The 21,829-nt window shown below is 57.1% G+C and carries 21 protein-coding genes, 1 other RNA gene and 3 pseudogenes; 16 read left to right on the top strand and 9 right to left on the bottom strand.

Annotation, left to right across the window (positions count from 1 at the left end; all coding sequences use genetic code 11):
- Positions 1-123: 123 nt before the first annotated feature.
- The 6 genes from AC25ND_RS11945 (at position 124) to ssrA (ending at position 5,434) form a co-directional block, all read left to right on the top strand.
- On the top strand, positions 124-1,881 hold the full coding sequence (locus AC25ND_RS11945) for a protein-disulfide reductase DsbD (RefSeq protein WP_486976321.1): 1,758 nt from the start codon (positions 124-126) through the stop codon (positions 1,879-1,881).
- Between the two features lie 177 nt (positions 1,882-2,058).
- Positions 2,059-2,511 carry a type II 3-dehydroquinate dehydratase gene (aroQ, locus tag AC25ND_RS11950; RefSeq protein WP_011535870.1) on the top strand — a complete coding sequence of 151 codons (453 nt, stop codon included), beginning with the start codon at positions 2,059-2,061 and terminating at the stop codon, positions 2,509-2,511.
- 100 nt (positions 2,512-2,611) lie between these two features.
- Positions 2,612-3,079 carry an acetyl-CoA carboxylase biotin carboxyl carrier protein gene (accB, locus tag AC25ND_RS11955; protein ID WP_028691198.1) on the top strand — a complete coding sequence of 156 codons (468 nt, stop codon included), beginning with the start codon at positions 2,612-2,614 and terminating at the stop codon, positions 3,077-3,079.
- Positions 3,080-3,096: 17 nt separating this feature from the next.
- Entirely contained in the window at positions 3,097-4,452 is a 1,356-nt protein-coding gene (gene accC, locus AC25ND_RS11960; RefSeq protein ID WP_028691199.1) for an acetyl-CoA carboxylase biotin carboxylase subunit, read from the top strand.
- A 190-nt stretch (positions 4,453-4,642) separates the two neighbouring features.
- The gene (locus tag AC25ND_RS11965) at positions 4,643-4,936 is read left to right on the top strand and encodes a hypothetical protein (RefSeq protein ID WP_028691200.1); all 294 of its coding nucleotides are present in this window, start codon (positions 4,643-4,645) and stop codon (positions 4,934-4,936) included.
- 105 nt (positions 4,937-5,041) lie between these two features.
- Positions 5,042-5,434: a transfer-messenger RNA gene (ssrA, locus tag AC25ND_RS11970) on the top strand.
- Between the two features lie 580 nt (positions 5,435-6,014).
- Here ssrA and AC25ND_RS11975 read toward each other — a convergent pair.
- The 4 genes from AC25ND_RS11975 to AC25ND_RS11990 form a co-directional block, all read right to left on the bottom strand.
- Entirely contained in the window at positions 6,015-6,995 is a 981-nt protein-coding gene (locus tag AC25ND_RS11975) for a TerC family protein (RefSeq protein WP_096048449.1), read from the bottom strand.
- A 361-nt stretch (positions 6,996-7,356) separates the two neighbouring features.
- Positions 7,357-7,809 (bottom strand): DUF3429 domain-containing protein, encoded by a 453-nt coding sequence (locus tag AC25ND_RS11980; RefSeq protein WP_096048450.1) that lies wholly within the window; start codon positions 7,807-7,809, stop codon positions 7,357-7,359.
- A gap of 35 nt (positions 7,810-7,844) precedes the next feature.
- A complete protein-coding gene (gene folE, locus AC25ND_RS11985) occupies positions 7,845-8,405 on the bottom strand; it encodes a GTP cyclohydrolase I FolE (protein WP_028614330.1) in 561 nt (186 codons plus the stop codon).
- The gene (locus AC25ND_RS11990) at positions 8,390-8,803 is read right to left on the bottom strand and encodes a thiol-disulfide oxidoreductase DCC family protein (protein ID WP_096048451.1); all 414 of its coding nucleotides are present in this window, start codon (positions 8,801-8,803) and stop codon (positions 8,390-8,392) included. Before AC25ND_RS11990 ends, folE begins: the two co-directional genes overlap by 16 nt.
- A gap of 476 nt (positions 8,804-9,279) precedes the next feature.
- Here AC25ND_RS11990 and AC25ND_RS11995 point away from each other — a divergent pair, with 476 nt between their 5' ends.
- Positions 9,280-9,615, top strand: a complete 336-nt coding sequence (locus AC25ND_RS11995) for a hypothetical protein (RefSeq protein WP_338109923.1) — start codon at positions 9,280-9,282, stop codon at positions 9,613-9,615.
- Positions 9,616-9,690: 75 nt separating this feature from the next.
- A complete protein-coding gene (locus AC25ND_RS12000; protein ID WP_191472444.1) occupies positions 9,691-11,751 on the top strand; it encodes a TonB-dependent receptor in 2,061 nt (686 codons plus the stop codon).
- 222 nt (positions 11,752-11,973) lie between these two features.
- On the opposite strand, the gene AC25ND_RS12005 is transcribed toward AC25ND_RS12000, so the two are convergent.
- Positions 11,974-12,531: a methyl-accepting chemotaxis protein gene (locus AC25ND_RS12005; RefSeq protein ID WP_486976357.1), complete on the bottom strand. Its 558-nt coding sequence runs from the start codon at positions 12,529-12,531 to the stop codon at positions 11,974-11,976.
- Positions 12,511-13,302: pseudogene (locus AC25ND_RS12010) on the bottom strand (PAS domain-containing protein); the annotation flags it as partial. The gene AC25ND_RS12005 and the pseudogene AC25ND_RS12010, both read right to left, overlap by 21 nt.
- A gap of 1,028 nt (positions 13,303-14,330) precedes the next feature.
- Between AC25ND_RS12010 and AC25ND_RS12015 the strand changes: the two are divergent.
- The gene (locus tag AC25ND_RS12015; RefSeq protein WP_096048456.1) at positions 14,331-14,738 is read left to right on the top strand and encodes a response regulator; all 408 of its coding nucleotides are present in this window, start codon (positions 14,331-14,333) and stop codon (positions 14,736-14,738) included.
- A gap of 137 nt (positions 14,739-14,875) precedes the next feature.
- On the opposite strand, the pseudogene AC25ND_RS12020 reads toward AC25ND_RS12015, so the two are convergent.
- Positions 14,876-15,114 (bottom strand): annotated as a pseudogene (locus AC25ND_RS12020) (methyl-accepting chemotaxis protein); the annotation flags it as partial.
- A gap of 3 nt (positions 15,115-15,117) precedes the next feature.
- The gene (locus AC25ND_RS12025) at positions 15,118-16,041 is read right to left on the bottom strand and encodes a MerR family transcriptional regulator (protein WP_096048457.1); all 924 of its coding nucleotides are present in this window, start codon (positions 16,039-16,041) and stop codon (positions 15,118-15,120) included.
- 153 nt (positions 16,042-16,194) lie between these two features.
- Between AC25ND_RS12025 and AC25ND_RS12030 the strand changes: the two genes are divergently transcribed.
- The 7 genes from AC25ND_RS12030 (at position 16,195) to AC25ND_RS12060 (ending at position 21,698) form a co-directional block, all read left to right on the top strand.
- Complete coding sequence (locus tag AC25ND_RS12030) at positions 16,195-16,641, top strand: PAS domain S-box protein (protein ID WP_096048458.1); 447 nt, start codon at positions 16,195-16,197, stop codon at positions 16,639-16,641.
- A gap of 100 nt (positions 16,642-16,741) precedes the next feature.
- Positions 16,742-17,164 (top strand): nuclear transport factor 2 family protein, encoded by a 423-nt coding sequence (locus AC25ND_RS12035; RefSeq protein WP_486976322.1) that lies wholly within the window; start codon positions 16,742-16,744, stop codon positions 17,162-17,164.
- Entirely contained in the window at positions 17,161-17,913 is a 753-nt protein-coding gene (locus tag AC25ND_RS12040) for an SDR family NAD(P)-dependent oxidoreductase (protein WP_096048460.1), read from the top strand. The genes AC25ND_RS12035 and AC25ND_RS12040 overlap by 4 nt, the downstream gene beginning before the upstream one ends.
- A gap of 6 nt (positions 17,914-17,919) precedes the next feature.
- On the top strand, positions 17,920-19,167 hold the full coding sequence (locus AC25ND_RS12045; RefSeq protein WP_096048461.1) for an NAD(P)/FAD-dependent oxidoreductase: 1,248 nt from the start codon (positions 17,920-17,922) through the stop codon (positions 19,165-19,167).
- Positions 19,164-19,973: a DUF1365 domain-containing protein gene (locus tag AC25ND_RS12050; protein WP_096048462.1), complete on the top strand. Its 810-nt coding sequence runs from the start codon at positions 19,164-19,166 to the stop codon at positions 19,971-19,973. The genes AC25ND_RS12045 and AC25ND_RS12050 overlap by 4 nt, the downstream gene beginning before the upstream one ends.
- A complete protein-coding gene (locus AC25ND_RS12055; RefSeq protein WP_096048463.1) occupies positions 19,948-21,210 on the top strand; it encodes an SAM-dependent methyltransferase in 1,263 nt (420 codons plus the stop codon). The genes AC25ND_RS12050 and AC25ND_RS12055 overlap by 26 nt, the downstream gene beginning before the upstream one ends.
- Positions 21,210-21,698, top strand: coding sequence for a DUF2878 domain-containing protein (locus AC25ND_RS12060; protein ID WP_096048464.1), 489 nt, complete (start codon positions 21,210-21,212; stop codon positions 21,696-21,698). Before AC25ND_RS12055 ends, AC25ND_RS12060 begins: the two co-directional genes overlap by 1 nt.
- Here the strand turns inward: AC25ND_RS12060 and AC25ND_RS12065 are convergent.
- Positions 21,696-21,818 (bottom strand): annotated as a pseudogene (locus tag AC25ND_RS12065) (DUF2256 domain-containing protein); the annotation flags it as partial. The gene AC25ND_RS12060 and the pseudogene AC25ND_RS12065 overlap by 3 nt on opposite strands.
- Between the last annotated feature and the right edge of the window lie 11 nt (positions 21,819-21,829).

Genomic DNA, 21,829 nt, shown 5'->3' on the forward strand with positions numbered 1-21,829 from the left:
GCCGCCCCTACAGAGGGACGCGAACCCTGTAGAGCGGCCTTGTGTCGCGATGGGACGCGCAGCGGCCCCAATTTCGGCCAACTCCGCTATCATGCCCGCCACGTTCCACCTCGCGAGTCCGCCATGCGCCGCCTGTTTTTCCTGCTGCTCCTGCTGCTGGCCAGCCCCGTCTTCGCCACGGGCCTGCTCGACAACCGCCCCAGCGCCACCCTCGGCGCCGCCTCCAACAGCGCTGACTTCCTGCCCGTGCACGAAGCCTTCAAGCTCAGCCTGGTCCAGGCCGACGCCCAGACCGTCAAACTGCGCTTCGTCGCCACCGACGGCTACTACCTCTACCGCCACCGCTTCCAGTTCCGCACCGAACCCGCGGACATCCGCCTGGGCGCGCCGAACATCCCCAAGGGCGAGGCCAAGCACGACGAGTTCTTCGGCGATGTCGAGGTGTACCACGGCGTGCTCGACATCGAGCTGCCGCGCAACGACCCGCGCGCCTTCACCCTGCTGGTGGGCTACCAGGGCTGCGCCGACAAGGGCCTGTGCTATCCGCCGGAAACCGCGCGGCTGAGCATCGACGGCCAAGGCGCCCCGCTGCCGGCAACCGCCGAGCAGGGCTGGACCTGGAAATCGCTGCTGCTGTTCTTCCTCGCCGGGGTCGGCCTGACCTTCACCCCGTGCGTGCTGCCGATGCTGCCGATCCTCTCCGGCGTGGTCCTGCGCGGCCAGGTCGGCGGCCTGCGTGGGCTGTCGCTGTCGCTGGCCTATGTGCTGCCGATGGCGGCGAGCTTCGCCGTGCTCGGTGCGCTGATGGGCCTGTTCGGCGCCGGCCTGAACCTGCAGGCACGTCTGCAGTCGGCCTGGGTGCTGGTGCCGTTCGCCGCGTTCTTCGTGCTGTTCGCCCTGGCCATGTTCGGCCTGTTCGACATCAAGCTGCCGCAGGCCCTGAGCAGCCGCCTGGACAACCTCGCCCACCGCACCAAGGGCGGTTCGCTGCTCGGCGCGGCGGTGCTCGGCGTGCTGTCCAGCCTGCTGGTCTCGCCCTGCGTGTCGGCACCGCTGGCCGGCGCCTTGCTGTATATCAGCGCCAGCGGCGACGCCCTGGGCGGCGCGCTGAAACTCTTCGCCCTGGGCCTGGGCATGGGCGCGCCGTTGCTGCTGGTGGCCACCGGCGGCGCGGCCTGGCTGCCAAAGAGCGGGCCGTGGATGAATACGGTGAAGAACGCCATCGGCGTATTGCTGCTGGGCCTGGCCATCGGCCTGCTCAGCCGCGTGCTGCCGGGGCCAGCCACCCTGCTGCTGGTCGGCCTGCTGGCCGCCGGCGTGGCGCTGTTCCTCGGCGCCCTGGAGTTCGTGGTCAAGACCCCGCGCCAGCGCCTGGCGCAACTGCTGGGCCTGGCGCTGCTGGTGTATGCCCTGGCCTGCTGGTATGGCGCCCTGAGTGGCCAGGGCGACCCGCTGCGTCCGCTGCCGCCACCCACCGTGGCCGGCAGCCCCGTAGCGGCCAAGGCCGACGCCTGGCAGACCATCACCAGCCCCGCTGCCCTCGACGCCGCCCTGGCCGAGGCCAAAGCCGCTGGCCAGCCAGTGCTGCTCGACTGGTACGCCGACTGGTGCATCAGCTGCAAGGTGATCGAGCACGAAGTGCTCAACGCGCCGCAGGTCCAGCCGCAACTTGACGCCTTCCGCCTACTGCGCTTCGACATCACCGAAAGCAACGCGCAACAACGCGCCCTGCTCGACCGCTACCGGTTGTTCGGCCCTCCCGCGCTGATGTTCTTTGCCGCGAACGGCAGCGAAATGACCACCGATCGGGTCATCGGCGAGATAAACGCCGGCGATTTCGCCCAGGTATTGACGCGCGTGCGCGGCCAACTCGGGCTATAACTTCCCGCGTCCAGTGAAAAAACCCCGCAGCAGTGACCAGACTTAACCATCTGGTCACATACTTTGCGCGAATCTCGGACATCGTGCTGGCTATTGCCGGGAACTGGACACTCAGCGCCGCTTGCGGCATAGTCGCCGCGCTATGTCGAATTGCCCTACAAAACCAAGGAATCGCAGATGGCAACCCTACTGGTGCTGCACGGCCCCAACCTGAACCTGCTCGGGACCCGCGAACCGGGCCACTACGGCGCCGCCACCCTGGCCCAGATCAATCAGGACCTGGAGCAACGCGCCCGCGCCGCCGGCCACCATCTGCAATACCTGCAGAGCAATGCCGAATACGAATTGATCGACCGCATCCATGCCGCGCGCAACGAAGGCGTGGACTTCATCCTGATCAATCCGGCCGCTTTCACCCACACAAGCGTCGCATTACGTGACGCATTGCTTGCGGTGAGCATCCCATTCATCGAAGTGCACCTCTCGAACGTGCACAAGCGTGAACCGTTCCGCCACCACTCCTACTTTTCCGATGTTGCCGTAGGGGTGATCTGCGGCCTCGGTGCCACCGGTTACCGGCTGGCCCTGGAGTCCGCGCTGGAACACCTGGCTGCCAACGCACAGCCCTGATGACACAAGGCCTTGGCCCTTCAGGCCGAGGCTCATGAAGAAACGTTTTAGACACGTTTTAAAAATACGTCCCCGACCGAACCTTGGGAGTTGATGATTAATGGATATCCGTAAAGTCAAGAAGCTGATCGAACTGCTGGAAGAGTCTGGCATCGACGAACTGGAGATCAAGGAAGGCGAAGAGTCCGTTCGCATCAGCCGCCACAGCAAGACCCCGGCCGGCGCCCAGTACTTCGCCGCTCCGGCACCGATGGCCGCTCCGGTTGCCGCCGCAGCACCTGTTGCCGCCGCCGCACCGGCCGCTGAAGCCGCCGCCGCCGCGCCTGCCCTGAAAGGCACCGTTGTTCGTTCGCCAATGGTCGGCACCTTCTATCGCAAGCCTTCGCCAACCTCGGCCAACTTCGCCGAAGTCGGCCAGGCCGTGAAGAAAGGCGACACCCTGTGCATCGTCGAAGCCATGAAAATGATGAACCACATCGAAGCCGAGATCGGCGGTGTGATCGACGCCATCCTGGTGGAAGACGGCCAGCCGGTTGAGTACGACCAGCCGCTGTTCACCATCGTTTGATTCGCGGAGAACCAACGATGTCTGGGAAGCTTGAAAAAGTCCTGATCGCCAACCGTGGGGAAATTGCCCTGCGGATCCTGCGTGCCTGCAAAGAGCTGGGCATCAAGACCGTCGCCGTGCACTCCACGGCCGACCGTGAACTGATGCACCTGGGCCTGGCAGACGAGTCGGTCTGCATCGGCCCTGCATCGTCCAAGGATTCGTACCTGCACATTCCGGCGATCATCGCCGCCGCCGAAGTGACAGGCGCCACCGCCATCCACCCGGGCTACGGCTTCCTCGCGGAAAACGCCGATTTCGCCGAGCAGGTGGAAAAATCCGGCTTCGCCTTCATCGGCCCGAAAGCCGATACCATCCGCCTGATGGGCGACAAGGTGTCGGCCAAGGACGCGATGATCAAGTCGGGCGTACCGACCGTGCCAGGTTCCGACGGCCCGCTGCCGGAAGACGAAGAGGTTGCCCTGGCAATCGCCCGTGACGTCGGCTACCCGGTGATCATCAAGGCCGCCGGTGGCGGTGGTGGTCGCGGCATGCGCGTGGTGCACAAGGAAGAGGACCTGATCGCCTCGGCCAAGCTGACCCGCACCGAAGCCGGTGCCGCGTTCGGCAACCCGATGGTCTACCTGGAGAAGTTCCTGACCAACCCACGTCACGTGGAAGTGCAGGTGCTGTCCGACGGCCAGGGCAACGCCGTGCACCTGGGCGACCGTGACTGCTCGCTGCAGCGCCGTCACCAGAAAGTCCTGGAAGAAGCCCCGGCACCGGGCATCGACGAGAAGGCCCGTCAGGAAGTCTTCAAGCGTTGCGTCGACGCCTGCATCGAGATCGGCTACCGCGGTGCCGGTACCTTCGAGTTCCTGTACGAGAACGGCCGCTTCTACTTCATCGAGATGAACACCCGCGTCCAGGTCGAGCACCCGGTCTCGGAGATGGTCACCGGCATCGACATCGTCAAGGAGATGCTGAGCATCGCCGCTGGCAACAAGCTGTCGTTCCGCCAGGAAGACGTGGTGATTCGCGGTCACTCGCTGGAGTGCCGGATCAACGCCGAAGACCCGAAGAAGTTCATCCCGAGCCCAGGCAAGGTGAAACACTTCCACGCCCCGGGCGGCAACGGCGTGCGCGTCGATTCGCACCTGTACAGCGGCTACTCGGTTCCGCCGAACTATGATTCGTTGATCGGCAAGCTGATCACCTACGGCAAGGACCGCGACGAAGCCATGGCGCGCATGCGCAATGCCCTGGACGAGATCGTCGTCGACGGCATCAAGACCAACATCCCGCTGCACCGTGACCTGGTGCGTGATGAAGGTTTCTGCAAAGGCGGCGTCAACATCCACTACCTCGAGCACAAACTGGCCAACCAGGAGTGATCGCGTTAGCGTGATGAAAAAGCCCCGGCCCCGTGCCGGGGTTTTTTATTTCTGCACATCTCAAAACCTTGGGACCGTGGGAGCGGGCTTGCCCCGCGATTCAACGGCACCAAACCCAATGGAACCCCGCCCAAACCCACGCAGTCCACCGATCAGGCCCACCTTCCCGAGGCCTCACAAGGAGACTCCCATGAAAGGCACTGCGCTATCCGCCCTGTTCGCGGCCGCCACCCTGCTGGCCTCGCCTGTGTTCGCCGCCGACGACCTGTGCGCCATGAACCTGCAGAAGATCGACGACAGCATGGCCACCGCTGGCGCCACTTCCGAAGGCCTGGACAAGGCCATCACCGAGCATGTAGACCAAGCCAAGGCCGCCCAGGCCAAAGGCGACACCAAGGAATGCATCGCCATCACCAGCAAGGTGCTCGAGCGCCTGGACAAGACCGAGAAAGGCAGCGGCTCGGCCGGTGGCAGCGGTACCTAGACCCTGCGCGCACGTGGGCGGCCGAACCTTCTGTCGACGCCGCCCGCGTAAGCGCGTATACTAGGCCTTGCGTGCTGAAAGGCACGTTCAGCTAGAGCTGAGTGTGGGGCCGATTAGGATTCGACGCCGGTAGCGAAACTCTAGGTGCATGCCGAGTTGGTAACAGAACTCGTAAATCCACTGTTGCAACTTTCTATAGTTGCCAATGACGACCACTACGGGGAAGTAAAGTTCGCTGCTTAATTGCAGCTGACCCTTCCTCCTGGTAGCTTCGGCTCCAGCAATCATCAGGGGATGCCTGTAAACCCGAAATGATTGTCATACAGAACAGGATCGTCGTGCAGCACGTTGGGGGCGAAGCGACTAAAACTTACCCAACTCATCCAAAGCACCCTGCCCGTCGGGCGGCTGCGGATTAAATCAGTAGACACGGCTAAGCATGTAGTACCGACAGCGGAGTACTGGCGGACGGGGGTTCAAATCCCCCCGGCTCCACCAAACATTCCTTACAAATCAGGCACTTAGCGAAATGCTCAAGTGCCTTTTTTGTGCCCAAATGGGCCGTTTTGGCTGGGTAATGCCAGCTTAATGACAGCTTGCTGCGAGCGTGAATTGCTCCTCCGCGATCTCTAGCCCCATTTGGGATGAAATTCTCCTTAAGCCTCGCGGAACGGCGCACCTAGAGCCATAGCCTGGTCCTGCACCCGAGCAGAAAACTTGTCTCGCAGCAGTGCACGACGGCATGGCCCTGCGCGATGCTTAGCAGCAGAGCTCGCTGCTATTACTAGGCCTCGTCGAGCGGCGGAAAGCTGGAGGAGGCGGTACGCAACAGATCGAACGCCTCAGCCCAGTTGGCCTGCCCGTAACAGCCTCATTCCGAAGATGAGTGGAATTGCAGGAGTATTGGGAAGGGGGATTTTAAAGGCTTGCAGGGACCATAACTTACCCTCATACCCCCAACTAGAACCCTGTTTTGGTACAAAAAGTGGTACGAGAATTAGGCGCCGTTTGGAGACCGTAACTCATAACGCTTCCGCGCTTTCTTTTCGCTAAAAGCAACGATCAATAAGCTAGTCCGTTAAAGCTTGACGGACTCTCTGGTCTTCCAAAGCGACAGCAATACACCGCCAATCAGAAGGCCAATTGTAACGCTTAGAGAAACTTCAGCTGGCACCTTGCCAACAATATCATGAAGGAAGATTTTCGTGCCTATGAAGACAAGCACCAGAGCCAATGCATACTTGAGATAAGCGAAGCGACTTATCATCGCAGCCAGCGCAAAATACAGAGCCCGCAATCCGAGTATGGCAAAAATGTTAGAGGTATAGACAATGAATGGATCCTGAGTGATAGCAAAGATTGCGGGAACGCTATCAACAGCGAAGACCAAGTCAGCACACTCAATAAGAATCAAAGCTAGAAATAGCGGAGTTACCCATAACACCTTTTTACCTGATGCATTGGGCAGCCGCACCAGGAAATTCTGCCCATGCAGTTCCTTTGTTATGGGTAAATGACTGCGGAGAAATTTGACGAACCGGTTATTCTCCAGATCAGGCGCATGATCCACACGGGCAAATAGCATCTTTATCCCAGTGAAAACCAAGAAAGCGCCGAAAAAGTAAAGTATCCAGCTGAACTGCGCAATGAGTGCGGCCCCCAAGCCTATCATAATTGCCCTCAAGACGATGACACCCATAATACCCCAGAACAGCACTCTGTGCTGAAACTCTCTAGGAATGGCCAGGAAGCTAAATATTAATGCGATAACGAATACGTTATCCATCGACAAGGACTTCTCAATCAGGAAGCCAGTCACGTAGTCCATACTGGCGTCGCTGCCTTTCTGGAAGTAAACCCAAACAGCGAATAGTAGGCCCATGCTGATGTAGCCAGCTGACAACAGCAAGCTCTCTTTGACGCCAATCTCTTGATTCCCTCGATGGAGAACCCCTAAGTCAAGCGCTAGCAGAGTTAAAACCACAGCAAAAAAGGAAAGCCAGAGCCACAGATCAGTGCCCAGGACATCCTGAGAGAGATACGCATTTAGGGCAGACATGAGCCCCTCCTATATAGTCGTAGTTTAACAACTATGACTCCGACATGGCGGCTGATGAACCGTCAGAGGGGCCCGGCGTCACACATCAAGATTTTATCTAATCAAACAACCTTGCAAGAGAAAAAATTTTACTAATTATTTCCCCAGCATACTCGGCATAGGATTATCCCGAGCTGCCGACTTATACATCAAAGGTTACTAAATTATGTGCTGTAAAACCCGCCAAGAGCCAGACCGATTAGTTAGCAAGCGCCTCTGGAAAGCCAAAGCCCTAAAAGCCGTCACTCACAGGGCTGACCTTGTCTAAATGGTACCGCCTCAATGGTTGCCCACCCGCTGACACAGAGATAACGAGCTCAATCTAAAAAACCAGGAAAAACGCACCAATTAGTAAACACAAACTTGCGACTATGGTTAAACGTACTCGCATAGGCCAGTACCACCCGGGCAAAATATTGACCAATTTACGATCTTGCCAAAGATGCCCAATGAAGCCACAGGCTAATACCAAGCAGCCCAATGACACAGGTAACAACATGCTAACCCAACCGATGAGGGCTGGAATAACACTCCACACGAGCCTCTCCTGTCGTCCATTTGCAGACAACTCCTGTAACGTCATAGCGAACCCCCAATGCAAGGCCCCGACAAAACTCAGTATCACAGCCCCATAGCCCACCAAAGCAACAGATAGAGAATCTCGGTAATCAGTCGTTAAACAAATCAGCAGTGCCATACCAACGAACGGCAGCAAGCCACTATAGCCCAGGACTTTAAAACGACTTGGAGATAACGTGTTGAAAACTGCACTCATGGGCGAGTCCTTCCTATGCGGCTAGGGGTCATATTTCAGGTATGTCGCCCAATGAGGTTGAGGAATTCGTGCCGGGTAGTCGGGGAGTCTCGGAACTCACCTAGCATTACCGATGAAATCATCACTGAGTTCTGCTTTTCTACACCTCGCATCATCATGCACATGTGCTTGGCCTCGATAACGACGCCAACACCTGCCGCATCAGTCACTTCCTGCATGGCACACGCAATCTGTCTAGTCAAATTCTCTTGAATCTGCAAACGGCGGGCAAACATATCCACTAAGCGCGCCACTTTGGAAAGCCCTAATACTCGTCCCGTTGGCAGGTAGGCGACATGCGCTTTCCCAATAAACGGCAACATGTGATGCTCGCACAATGAGTACAACTCAATATCCCGAACGACCACCATCTCATCATTTTGACTTTCGAACAAAGCGCCATTGACTAGCTCAGCTAGGCTCTGGGTATAGCCATTGCATAGATATTGCATCGCTTTGGCAGCACGTTGGGGGGTATCCAAGAGCCCTTCTCGCTGCGGGTTCTCACCAACGCCAACAAGGATTTCACGATAGTGCTCGGCTAGCGAATGTGACATTTGGATTCCTCACCTTTGCAACGTTGCCTACCCCCGGGATGGGGTAACCAGGCCAAACTTGGCCTCAAACGACAGAACAACCTGTACAGAACTGAAAGCAAAGGACGTAGCGGACGCCAAGCCAGTGGAGCGGCCCACATCCCAACACCGGCAGCACGCCAGCTCCAAAGGGTAGCGTCCAAGCCTGTTACCCAATAATCGTTCGCGAACCTTGCGTGCAAGCACGATCTCATTTGCTCAATCGACAGGCCAAGAGGTATGGGATCGAAGTCATCGCCATCGATATCGATCAGGATGAGCTTTGCTGCAGTTGAACGCCTGCGCAGGAAGGCAACCTCCCTGGCGCACAATGGGCAGGCACCGTCAAAATAAAGGGTCAAAGGCCACTGGCAATACATGTACAACACCTCAATCTTGTACAGGTTTTGTATAAGTTAGCGGAACCCGCGAAATTAGCAATGGCCGTGATGAGGGATCACCTCGTAAAGCGCCCACTCACTGGAGGCTGGTGGGTTCAGTAGCTTCGGGCGGATGACGGGCTCCGGCTAGAGACGCCAAGCCATAACCGGGATCGAAAGGTAGCTGCTCGGCTGACGGCGCGAGGAGCCTCGCTTTTGTGGCGTCGATTAGCTCAGTGAATTTCTCAAATGGCTGCACGCCCCGACAGTGATTGAGTTGGGCGGCTCGCAGTAACACTGGAGTAGCACATTTGGCGTGTGACGCTTATCGCCGAGCACCTATGAAAAGGTTTTACAGGTTGCGCTGATTCCGGCTTAATGCCGGCGCTCGCCAAGCGGAAAGGATCATGGTCTCGCGCTTCCGTAACCACCTGCTGTTGCTCGCCTGCTTTGCAGTGTTGTTCAACCTGCTGATGATGCCGCTCGACCGTAGTTTGCGTAACGCTCCAGTTGATGAGTCTCTGATCCTGGGCAGCTTCTGCAGCATTCATGGCCTGGAAAGCTTGCCTAAATCCTTGCTGGCACAGATTAAGGTTGACCAGACAGATCTGGCTGATAATGCTCTGGGCAAGGTGCAAAGTGGGGACTGCTGTTGCTGCCATGCCGGCCAGGCCGGTGTATCCGGCGACTACTTCAAGCATCTGTTTCCACGCTTCTGGCCTGATACTGTACTTCTAGGCGATACCCCGCTCCTTACCCTACCTCGCCATCAGCGTCCTAGTCTAAATCCTCGCGCCTCCCCCCTGGTTTAAGCAGTCACTCAATCCAGAACGTGCTCGCGTTTGAGCGAGTCCGGTCGTATTCGACTTTTACCAGGAACATACGTCATGCCTGCGTATTGCAATTCCGCACGCGCTATATTGCCCGTGCTCGCCATCACCAGCGCCTTTACCGTCAGTCCACTTTCGACTGCAACTGCCGATACCCTGCCGCCCGAAAGCTCCACCCTGACTCTGGGTGCCGTGAACATTTCAGGATCTAGCACTGGCCCCCTGGCCACCAGCAGCGTACTCAGTTCAGTCGACATTCTCGGTGGCGACATCCTTGAAAAAATGCCCGTTACCTACAGCTGGGAGCTGTTCAACCGGGCACCTGGCGTGATGCTCACCGAGTTCAACCAAGGCACCACCTCCGGAAAAATCTCGTTTCGGGGATTCAATGGAGAGGGTGAGGTTAACGCAGTGAAGCTGCTGATTGACGGCATCCCGAGCAACACGAATGACGGCAACATGCCCTTCATCGATTCGGTGTTCCCCATGGACATCGACAGCATAGAGATCGTCCGTGGCACCAGTGACGCTCGCTACGGGCTGAATAACATCGCTGGCAACGTCAACATCAATACTCGTATAGGCGGTAACTACAACAAGGCACGACTGCGCTATGGCAGCTTCAATACCCGTGAAGTCCAAATGGCCAAGGGCATCGAGACCAGCAACTGGACGCAGAACTACTTCTTCGCTCGACAACAGGTAGATGGCTATAGAGACCATGCTGACACCGAACGCTACAGCTTCGGTGGCAAGTGGTTTTACACCCCTGATGACAACGGCTATCGCTTGGGATTGATCGCTAGGCACTACGAGGCCGAAGCAGATGAGGCTGGATACCTGACAGAAGACAATGCCCGGCATCACCCTCGCATGAGCAACCCGTATAACGCCACGGATAAGGGTACGCGGCGTATGAATCAGGTCAGCCTGCACTTCGACACTGATCTGGCTGACACGCTGTCCTGGTCAGCCAAGACCTATGTGAACACCTTCGATGACCGCCGCTGGACGCAATACTGGAGCACCAGCTCGCAGCAAGAGCGTGACGCCTACGAGACCCAGTACGGCGCTATCACCTCTTTGACTTGGCGACCCGAGGTTGACTGGTTGCACGCCTTCGCCCTAGAGGGTGGTAGCGATGTGCAGAAACAGGAAAATCGCAGCGAGCGCTACAACACCATCAACCGGGTGCGGCAGAACCAGACTCGCGACCAGGATTTCGACTTCAATACCGTTGGGGCCTATATGCAGGCCGAAATCGAGCCCTTTGAGTCGCTGAAGATTGTCCCGGCCTACCGCGTCGACAAGATCAGCGGCGATTTCACCAACAAGCTCACCGACCAAGATTACGACATTAACGACTATGGCCTGATCAAACAGCCGAAGCTCAGTGTCGTATACTCCCCCTGGAAGTTTGCGAGTTTTTATGCGAACTGGGGCCGCACTTTCCAAGTAGGCACAGGTGCAGCTGCCTATAAGGTACCGCCGCGTAACGAAGACCTTGATCCATCGATCAACGAAGGCTGGGAGACCGGCATCAAGTTTACGCCAGTCAGCTGGATGGACGGTCGCGTTGCCTACTGGCAACAAGATGCATCGGGTGAAGTCAGCCGACGTCTGAACGACCCCAGTGGCGACTCCGATAATGTGGGGGAAACACGACGGTGGGGCTATGACCTGCAGGTCAACCTCCACCCGGACGAACGCACTGAAATGTGGATGTCCTACTCCTGGCAGTATTCAAAAATCCTTGAGCCCAGCAGTGCGTTACCACAGAGCAAAGGCAGGGAGATCGACCATGTGCCGCATCATCTGTGGAATACTGGTATCAGCTACCAGGCTACCCCGATGCTTCAACTATCTGCGTGGGCAAACGGACAAACCAATTACTACCTAGAGAGAGAGAACACTCAAGGCACTTATGGTGGTTACGTACTCATGAACATCGGGGCCACCTATAAGTTGAGTGAGTCGATGAGCGTGGATCTTCAGTTGAAAAATCTAACCAATCGCTACTACGAGTACGCTTGGTATGACCCCGATGGCGCTAAAAACTCGCTACACTCGCCAGGCGATGGCCGGGCCCTGTATGCAGGGGTGACGCTCGATTTTTAACAATCAAAAACCTTCGGCCTGTACGAGTGGAGACTCTGTTTGATCGGTCAGCCCTGCGGGGAAACGCTCCGCTGGCCTCCTGTCGAATCCACTCAAAGGAGGCAGCACGGCAACGACGTGAAGTGCTAAAAACTTTACAGGCACTGGCCATGACAGATGGACATTCGCAGTCCGTCTATCTGTGATGGCGCACCTCAATTCAGTACCGTAAGAGATACAGGTCTATTTCACCTCGTTAGCAAAACGCCCAACAGCTTCCACTACTTGCTTTGCTCCATTTTGAATCTCGAGGATAACCGTGCCCGCCTCGTTGGCGAGTACCAAACCCTCCTCGGCTTTCGCACGACTGCTGAAGATCTGGGCGACGGCCATATCAGCGAGCTCCTGGTTTTGCTGAACGACGTTCACAATCTCTTCGGTCGCCGAGCTGGTATGGCCTGCAAGCTTTCGGACTTCATCGGCAACCACAGCGAAGCCCCGTCCCTGCTCTCCGGCACGTGCCGCTTCAATCGCCGCATTCAAGGCAAGAAGGTTAGTCTGCGACGCAATACCGCCAATGGTTTGAACGATTGAGCTGATCAACGCAGATTGCTTACCGAGTGCCTCGATGCTGTCGGTTGCGAGCTTCATTTGCTCAGCGATACTTCGCATCGTGCCTACCGTTCGCGTTACCACGACAGCGCCGTGCTCGGCACTTGAATCCGTTCGTTGCGAGACATCAAAAGCAACGCCGGCAGCATCTTTAACCTCTTGTTCTCTAGCTACCTGGTCGGTAACCACACTCGCAAATTTCACGACCTTAGCTAGCTTGCCCTCGGTGTCATGCACAGGGTTGTAGGTTGCCTCCAGCCAAATATCGTTGCCACGCCCGTCGATTCGCTTGAAGCGATTCGCGACGTACTCTCCACGGTTGAGTGTCTTCCAGAAATTTACGTACTCATCGGATGCCGCTTCTCGCGCAGAACAGAACATGCGATGGTGTTTGCCTACGATCTGGCCCAGTGAGTAACCCATGGCATCGAGGAACTGTTTGTTCGCCGTGATCACGGTGCCATCCAATTTAAATTCAATGACAGCTGTTGACCTAACCAGCGCTTCAATCAGAGCCTGGTTCTCCTTGGCCTCCTCAACGGTACGAGTAATCTCACTGCCGTAGCCCTGGACATGAGCCAAGCTCCCATCTTGGTTTCGAATAGGAAGCCAGTAGATTTTCAACCATGCAAGAGTACCGTCAGCCCGGAGGTATCGATATTCGTCATTGACGGGTTCGAATCGCGCCACAGCTTGATTGAAGGCGTGGAAGCAAGGGAGATTTTTGACGTAAGGCGGAACGATCTCCGAAAGTGGACGGCCATGTAGATGGTCGCTTGAATACCCCAGAGTTTCTAAGAAAATTCGATTGACTGCACAGATCCGGAACTGAGCATCAAGTCTTATGGAAAGCATCCCTCTGTCCATTTGCTCGACCTGCTGACGTAGCAGATGTAGCTCCGCACTCTGCTCCTGCAGCGTTTTTTTGAGTTTGCGGTTGAACAATTTAAGGCTCCACACATGCTGAATCAGCAATTATCGACACAGACCACTTTTTCTTGAGCGGCTAGTCAGCTTTTGATGGGGTTGGGACGGGTGGTTCGCAAACAGCGCTATGACTTCTAGTCAAGACATAAGGAGGGACTCTAGCTCTGACACCAGCCAGAAGCTCTGGAAGCACAGTTGGCCTCAAGAGGAGAAAGAATGGTGTCACGTGGAACCGCTGAAAATCGAAGATCTCTCCACGATTGCAGATCAGGATGGCAACGAAGGCTGAGGATTTTGGCCTATAAAGATGGCCCAGGCGTCATATGAGTTTTGATGCCATTGGACAGCATCGTCCCAGAGGACACCGTTGATTTCGCCCCGAGAAACTAGGTGCCTGAGCCTGGAATTTGAAGCATCCAATTCAAGGAGGTGCCTATGAGCGGTGTACCGAAAATCGTCGTTGCTTAGCATTGGACTGATGCCCTGTAGGTCTGGCTCGAGGATACGTGCCGATGTCCCTGTGCATCATTATGACATCAAAACAAATGGGTAGTTCTGATCTCATCGCATACCTTACGCTCCCTGCCGTGAAAGCCGCCGACGAAGGCTATCTCTGGACGAAAGCTGGGCTACCTTGTAGGTGTTTAGCCTGAAGCATCCGGTCACGTAACCGCTAAGAAGCCTTGATTAGCTATCTCGGCGTGCCATCGAAATACACTATGACAGGCTACTAAGGCATACAGATACAAAATACTTAACAGATTCGCATATATCGAAATGAAATAAGAATTAACAAAATTATTATCTTTCGAATTAAAAATATGCTTTTGCGCCTTAGCAACCGTAGCCGAGCAACTCTCGGAGTGCGAACCGTGGTGAATCGGCCACCTTGACCATATAGTCAGGAATACATACACACGGGCTTGACCAGCGTCCCTGAAGATCAGTTGAATTTTTAGTCCTGTCCAAATGCCCCATGGATGACGAGTTCCCCGCGACACCTTGAAGCGGCAAGTAAAATCATATGCATTGTAAATGCATCTATATGTTCGAGTGCTAGCATGAAAGATTTTCCTCCAATTAAGGAGACACCCCAGCCTAAAGTCTTAGTTGTGGAGGACGAACCAACGCTTCGGGAGTTACTGGCACTACTGATAGAAAATTTTGGGGCTGCCGTTACCGCAGTAAGCACTCCAGATGAAGGCCGTGGCCAGCTAAGAAAAACAGGCTGGTGCCTAGTGCGCACTGATGTGCAGACGCCCGGTTCGCTCAGCGGAGTGGACATTGCCTGGATTATCAATGAGGAACACCCTGAGGCTAGAATTATAGTCATGAGTAGATACTACGAGTTTGAAATAAGGTCTCTACCTGATCACGCTATATTTCTGTCAAAGCCCTGGCAAGCGACAAAGTCAGAAGAATTATTCTGTCAAACCTTGGCGCCAAAAAAAAGCGCACAACTTGAATAATAACCACCAAATCAACATATGGCAACACGCAACAAAATAACAACCACAAACCGTACTTACACCCAAACCCCAACATACAATATTGTTAAAAAGTTTCCCTACCAAAATAAGTCAAAGAACAAATACGGACCTAGAGCTTAAAGCCTGAAGTCCTGTACTACACGATTGAGGCCGACAGCAAGATTGTACACTTCCCCGCTAGCACTCACCGTCTGACTCGCACCCGCTGCGCTTTGAGTAGAAAAATCACGGATATTGTGAGGATTCGATCAATCTCTCGTGCCACCTGTGCCTGCTCTTCTGAAGCAGTCGCAATCAAAATATTTCGTTCGTTGATCATAGTGATTGACTGGGATATTTCCTCTAGGGATTCTCCGATCTAGTCAGCACAGGCCGCCTGACCTGTGCTGAAATAGCTCTTGTCAAGAACTCCAAGGTGCAAGGAGCTCAGCATATGCGCAGCGTCTACTCCTCCCTCGTCCAGCAGGCATAGCGGGATGCCGCTCAAAGCTGGCTGCGGATCGGCCAGCCCCTCACCTATCAAGGCCAGCGGGCACGCAATCTCCATCTGCAACGACCGCAAGCGTTTAGCCAAGGTGGGGCTCACCGGCGCCTTGACTTTTATCACCAGTGCCGCAGGCTGCATGGCCGCACACACAATGGGGAGCTCTTCAAGTGGCTGCCCGCAACCGAGCACTTCGATACGCTGTAACTCGCTGCTCAAGAGTAGCCCGGCGCACAACACGCTGAGTTCGGCTAGCCCCTGGCTCCCGGCTAGCAAAACCTGCGGCGCATCGACTTGGTTCAACTGAAGACGCAACAGCAGGCGGGCGCGCAGGAAGGTGTCTAGAAACAACCACTGGCTACGCTGGCCTGGCGCTATGCCTGAAGCCAGGTCGTGCCAAACCGGCATTAGCACTTCACGCAGCACGGTGGCCTTCGGCAAGAGAGTGAACAACTGACCATGGATTCCCTCAAGTGCCGGCCCATCGAATGCCTTGGTTGCGCGCACCACGGCCGCACGCCAATCGTCAAAGGCCGAATGCTGCTGCTCAGACGCCTCAGGCTGCGCCGCGAGTAGATCGCCGACCTTGCTCAGGGACAGGCCGTTTGCCGTCCAGCGCAAGATATCGCGTATGCGCTGGACATCCCGGGCCGTGTACAAGCGATGGCCGCCCTCGGTGCGCTGCGGGCGTATCAACCGATGTCGCCGCTCCCAGGCACGCAATGTGACCGGATTGATGCCAGTCAAGCTGACAACATCACGCATGGGTAGCAAATCGGGGGGAAGGGTGTCATTCATAAAGAGGCATAATCCAATTGATACAGCATTCTAAATCCATATGCACTTTCTGCGGCGCCCCCATAAATTCATCATACGATGAACGGCGCCGAGGCCTTCTTAATAGAAGCTAATCTGCGAATCTGGCATAAAAAACGTACGCAGGCAGGACCTATGATCAACGCGAAACTCCTTCAAATGATGGTCGAGCATTCAAACGATGGCATCGTCGTTGCCGAGCAGGAAGGCACTGACAGCATCCTTATCTACGTCAACCCAGCTTTCGAGCGTCTGACCGGTTACTCCGCCGACGACACCCTCTATCAGGACTGCCGCTTTCTTCAAGGCGAAAATCATGACCAGGAGGCCCTCGCAACCATTCGTAATGCGATCCGAGATGGCCACCCCTGCCGCCAAGTGCTTCGCAACGTTCGCAAGGACGGAAGCCTGTTCTGGAACGAGTTATCCATCACGCCCGTGCGCAACGAAGCAGACCAACTGACGTACTACATCGGCATCCAGCGAGACGTCACCGCGACGGTTCTCGCCGAGGAAAAGGTGCGCGAGCTCGAGGCTGAAGTGGCTCTATTGCGCCGTCAGCTTAAGCAATACGAGCACTGACGAAATCTGTACAACACAGTCATCATGTATAGATTAATGCCTGCTCTTCAGCTATACCTGTACAACAGAATTTTTTTGTACAGGATTCCCTGGAGCCCGCATGTCAGGATACCTACAGCAATTCGCTGAGTGCTTCGCCAGCCTAGATAAGGCAAACCTCGGCAAGCTGGAAAAGCTGTACAGCGACGATGTTACCTTTCGCGACCCTCTGCATCACATACATGGCTTGCAGGCACTGCGCGCCTATTTCGAGCAGATGTACGCTAACGCCACAGATATCAGCTACACCTTCAACAGCGCCGACGAGGTAGGCCCCGACCAAGGCTACTTGCGTTGGACATTACTTTTTCGCCACCCTCGCCTGGCAGGCGGTCGTGAGATCACGTTGCAAGGGTGTAGCTACTTACGCTGGCGCGATCGCATGCATTTCCACCAGGACTATTTCGACGCCGGTGCCCTGCTTTATGAACACCTCCCCCTAATGGGTGGTGCAATCCGCTGGCTCAAAGGAAGACTGGCATGAGCCGCTGCTGGTTGACAGGCGCCAGTAGCGGTATCGGCGCCGCACTCGCACATATCCTTCTGGAGCAAGGCCACCAGGTTGCCTTAGGCGGGCGCCATGCCGATCGCTTTGCCCCTCTAGCCGAAAAGTTTCCCGGACAGGTATTACTGGCGATCGGCGATGTTGACAACCCGGAGCAGGTCGCCGGAATCGTCGCACGGATCGAGCAGGCATGGGGAGGGCTGGACATGGCCATTCTCAATGCCGGCACCTGCGAATACCTGGAACCGGGGCACTTCGATTCAGCGTTGGTAGAGCGTGTAATACGCACAAACCTGCTGGGTGTCAGCTACTGCCTGGGGGCTGCGCTGCCCTTGCTTCGCGCCGGCCAGCGCCCCCACCTGGTGGTAATTGGCAGTTCCGTGACCTGGCTGGCACTGCCCCGCGCCGGCGCCTATGGTGCCTCCAAAGCTGCGGTACGCTACTTGGTAGAGTCACAGCGAATCGACCTGACTCGCGAAGGAATCGCAGTCACCCTGGTCAGCCCTGGCTTCGTCGACACGCCACTGACCCGCCGCAACGATTTCCCCATGCCACAGCTGTGGAGTGCGCAGCGCGCCGCGCGACATATCGCCACGCGCCTGCCCCGGCGCCCCCTGGAAATCAACTTTCCCGGTCTTTTCACCTTGGTATTGCGCCTGCTAGGGGCGCTACCCGTGCGCCTGCGTTTGGCCCTCGGCCTACGCCTCGCCCGTCATGAACAGGAATGATGATCCATGCGTATCGCAATCATCGGCAGTGGCATCGCGGGGCTGACCTGCGCCCATCTGCTGTCACGCAAACATGATGTAACGGTTTTCGAAGCCGAGAAATGGATCGGAGGGCACACGCACACCCTCGACGTGGTCTGGAAGGGCCAGGCCCATGCAATAGATACTGGCTTCATCGTTTTCAACGACTGGACCTACCCCAACTTCATACGCTTGCTCGACCAGCTCAAGGTCACCTCGCAGCCGACTGAAATGAGTTTTTCCGTGCATGATCCGATCACTGGCCTGGAATACAACGGCCACGATCTGAACACACTGTTTGCCCAGCGCCGTAACCTGGTTTCCCCAGGTTTTTGGGGCATGATACGAGATATTCTGCGCTTCAACCGCCAGGCGCTGGCCGACCTAGACAACCAGCGAATCGATGCAGACACCACCCTGGGCGCCTACCTTCAGGCACAGCGATACGGGCAGCGCTTCATCGACCACTACATCGTGCCGATGGGATCGGCGATCTGGTCGATGTCACGGGCAGACATGCTCCACTTCCCGCTTGAGTTCTTTGTACGCTTCTGTCGCAACCACGGATTGCTGTCGGTCAACCAACGCCCGCAGTGGCGGGTGGTCAGAGGCGGCTCACGTAGCTATGTCGCGCCGCTGTGCCGACCGTTCGCTGAACGCATACGTCTCAACTGCAAAGTTTACCGGGTAAGCCGTGACGAAGGTGGCGTGACACTCCTGAGCGCGACCGGCACCGAGCGCTTCGACAATGTGGTGTTCGCCTGCCACAGCGACCAGGCTCTGGCGCTACTGGAAACCCCAACCATCCAGGAACGCACTGTACTCGGTGCCATCGGCTACGCCAGCAACGATGTGGTACTGCACACCGATACCCGTCTACTACCACGCCGCAGGAACGCATGGGCCAGCTGGAACTACCGCCTGGGCGGCCCAGAGCAAGCTCCTGCCGCATTGACTTACAACATGAACATTCTACAAGGCATCCAGGCGCAGACCACCTTCTGCGTGAGCCTTAATCAAACCGCGCTGATAGACCCAGCGCAGATAATCGCCCGCTTCCAGTATGCCCATCCGCAATACAGCATCGCGGCGTCCGCCGCACAGGCGTGCCAGGAGAAGCTGCAGGGCCAACAACACAGTTATTTCTGTGGCGCCTACTGGGGCAACGGCTTTCATGAGGACGGAGTAGTCAGCGCACTAAAGGTGGCTGCGCACTTCGGGGAGCAATTGTGAACAGCAGCCTGTGTGTGGGCTGGATCAGCCACCGTCGGCTTACACCGCGGCTCCACGCTTTCCGCTACCGGGTGGGCATGTTCTACCTGGATTTGGACGAACAGACCTGGCTGATGGGGTTGTCGCGCTGGCTGGGACGTTGGCGCCTGGCGCCGCTGTGCTGGCGTGAGGCCGACTACTTGCCAGCGCAGACCCGCAACGGCCAAGCCCTGGCCCAGGCTGCACGCTTGCTGGTCTTTCAGGCGACAGGACGCATGCCTGAAGGCCCGATCCGCCTGCTAACGCAGCTGCGTTGCTGGGGGCTTTCGTTCAACCCGGTGAGTTTCTATTTCTGCCATGACCGCGACGACCGCCTTACGGCGATCCTGCTGGAAGTACAAAACACTCCTTGGCGTGAACGCTTCCACTACGTGCTGCCCGTGCAAGACAACCTTGCCATGCCATTCACTGCCGCTAAGGCCTTCCATGTGTCGCCGTTCATGCCGCGGGACATGGAGTATCGCTTTCGCTTCTTCCTGGACACAGAGCATATACGTATCCACATGGAGAATCTGCAACACGGTCGCAAGGTTTTCGAGGCTGACCTGGCTTTGCAACGCCAGCCTCTGGATAGAGCCAGCCTGCACCGATACGTTCTGGCCTTCCCATGGATGAGCCTGCGCACCCTCTCGGCTATTTACAGACAAGCGCTGCAACTGCTTTTCAAACGCATCCCAATCCATGACCACACCACCAGCCAGAATGACCTGGCGCTCGGCCAACCTTGCGAGGACCCTGAAGATGTCAAATCCCACACTGAGCGTTAGCAAGTTCGCAGGCATTGCACCCTTACTCGGCGGGCTGGCACGAAGCGCCGTGCTCGCCCAACTGGGCAAGCTGCGCCACGGCCACCTGCGCCTGCTCTGCCACGGGCAACAGTGGAGTTTCGGTGATAGCGACAGCCCGTTGCAGGCCGAGGTGGAGATCCTTGATGACGCCTCCTGGAGCCTGATCGCAGGCAATGGCTCGATCGGTGCTGGCGAGGCCTACATCCACGGCTATTGGCGAAGCCCAGACCTAGCGTTGGTGACCCGCCTGTTCGTCGCCAACCTTGAAGTGCTCGACGCGCTCGAGGGTGGCCTGGCCCGTTTCGGCCGCCCCGCCCTGCGGCTTCTGCACCGCCTCAACCGCAACAACAAACGCGGTGCCCGGCGCAATATTCTGGCGCATTACGACCTGGGCAATGCCCTGTTCGAGCGGCTGCTGGACCCCACCATGATGTATTCGGCGGCCCAATTCGAACATCCTGGGCAAACATTGGAGGAAGCCCAGTTGCACAAGCTGGAGCGCATCTGCCAGAAGCTTGAACTACACCCTGACGATCACCTGCTAGAAATTGGTAGCGGCTGGGGCAGCCTGGCAATCCACGCGGCCACCCGATACGGCTGCAGGGTCACCACCACGACGCTTTCCGAGGCGCAGTACAGCCATACCCTGGCCCGCGTTCAGGCCCTGGGGCTGGAGCAGCGCGTCAAAGTACTTCGCGAGGACTACCGCGACCTCCAAGGCACATTCGACAAGCTAGTTTCGATCGAAATGATCGAGGCAGTCGGTCATCGCTACCTGCCCGTGTATTTCCGCCAGTGTGCATCTCTACTCAAGCCCGACGGGCTGATGCTGCTGCAGGCGATCACCATCCGCGACCAGCGCTACGCCCAGGCTCGGCGCTCGGTCGACTTCATCCAGCGCTACATTTTCCCCGGTGGCGCCCTGCCTTCGCTGAGCGTCTTGCTCGACACCGCCAGCCGGCATACCGCACTCAACCTTGTGCATATGGAAGACTTCGGGCGGGACTATGCCCACACCCTGCAGCACTGGCGTGAAAACCTGCGCCAGGCGCGCACAGCACTGACGGACTTGGGCTACGACGACATGTTCCAGCGCCTGTGGGAGTTCTACCTGTGTTACTGCCAGGGCGGTTTCGAGGAGCGCACCATTGGCGTTGCGCACCTGCTGTGGGCAGCGCCACTGGCACGGCGCGCCCCCCTGCCTGACGGTGCCTGATGCCCAGGTGCTGGCTGGTTGCCAATGCTGTCTGGTTACAGGCTGGGTGGTGGATCTGCGTGCTGGGCGCCGAACGCCCCTGGCTGTTACTGCTTGTGATTGCAGGTGTGGTTGTGCACCTGCGCCTTTGCCCGGACGTTAACGCCGAGGTCAAGGCGATGTTGCGTGTCACCTTGGCCGGGTGTTTGCTCGATAGCGCGCTGGCGGCGCTGAACGTGTTCGGTTTCGAGGCCTGGCCGCTGCCTCTGTGGCTGGCACTGCTGTGGCTGGTGCTGTCCACAGGCATGCGCCACAGCCTGTCATGGGCCGGCAAGCACTGGCTGCTCGGTGCGCTGCTGGGTGCACTGGGTGGCCCCTTGGCCTACGTAGGCGGCGCAAGGTTTGCGGATGTCGCGCTACCGCTTGGCACGCTGCAAACCGGCCTGCTGCTGATGCCGATATGGGCCTTGGCGATGCCACTGCTCGCGCGCCTCGCGGCGCGGCGCTGACCTGCGGCATCGCTCTGAACAGTAGCGCACTTGGTCCCAACAGCGGGCCCAGCGCTTGCGCCAGTTGAAAGGCCGATCACATGCCACGCAGACCTTGCTGGGCAAAAGACTCTTTTTCATAACGGCTGCTG

Source organism: Pseudomonas sp. P110(2024) (genome assembly GCF_057480795.1).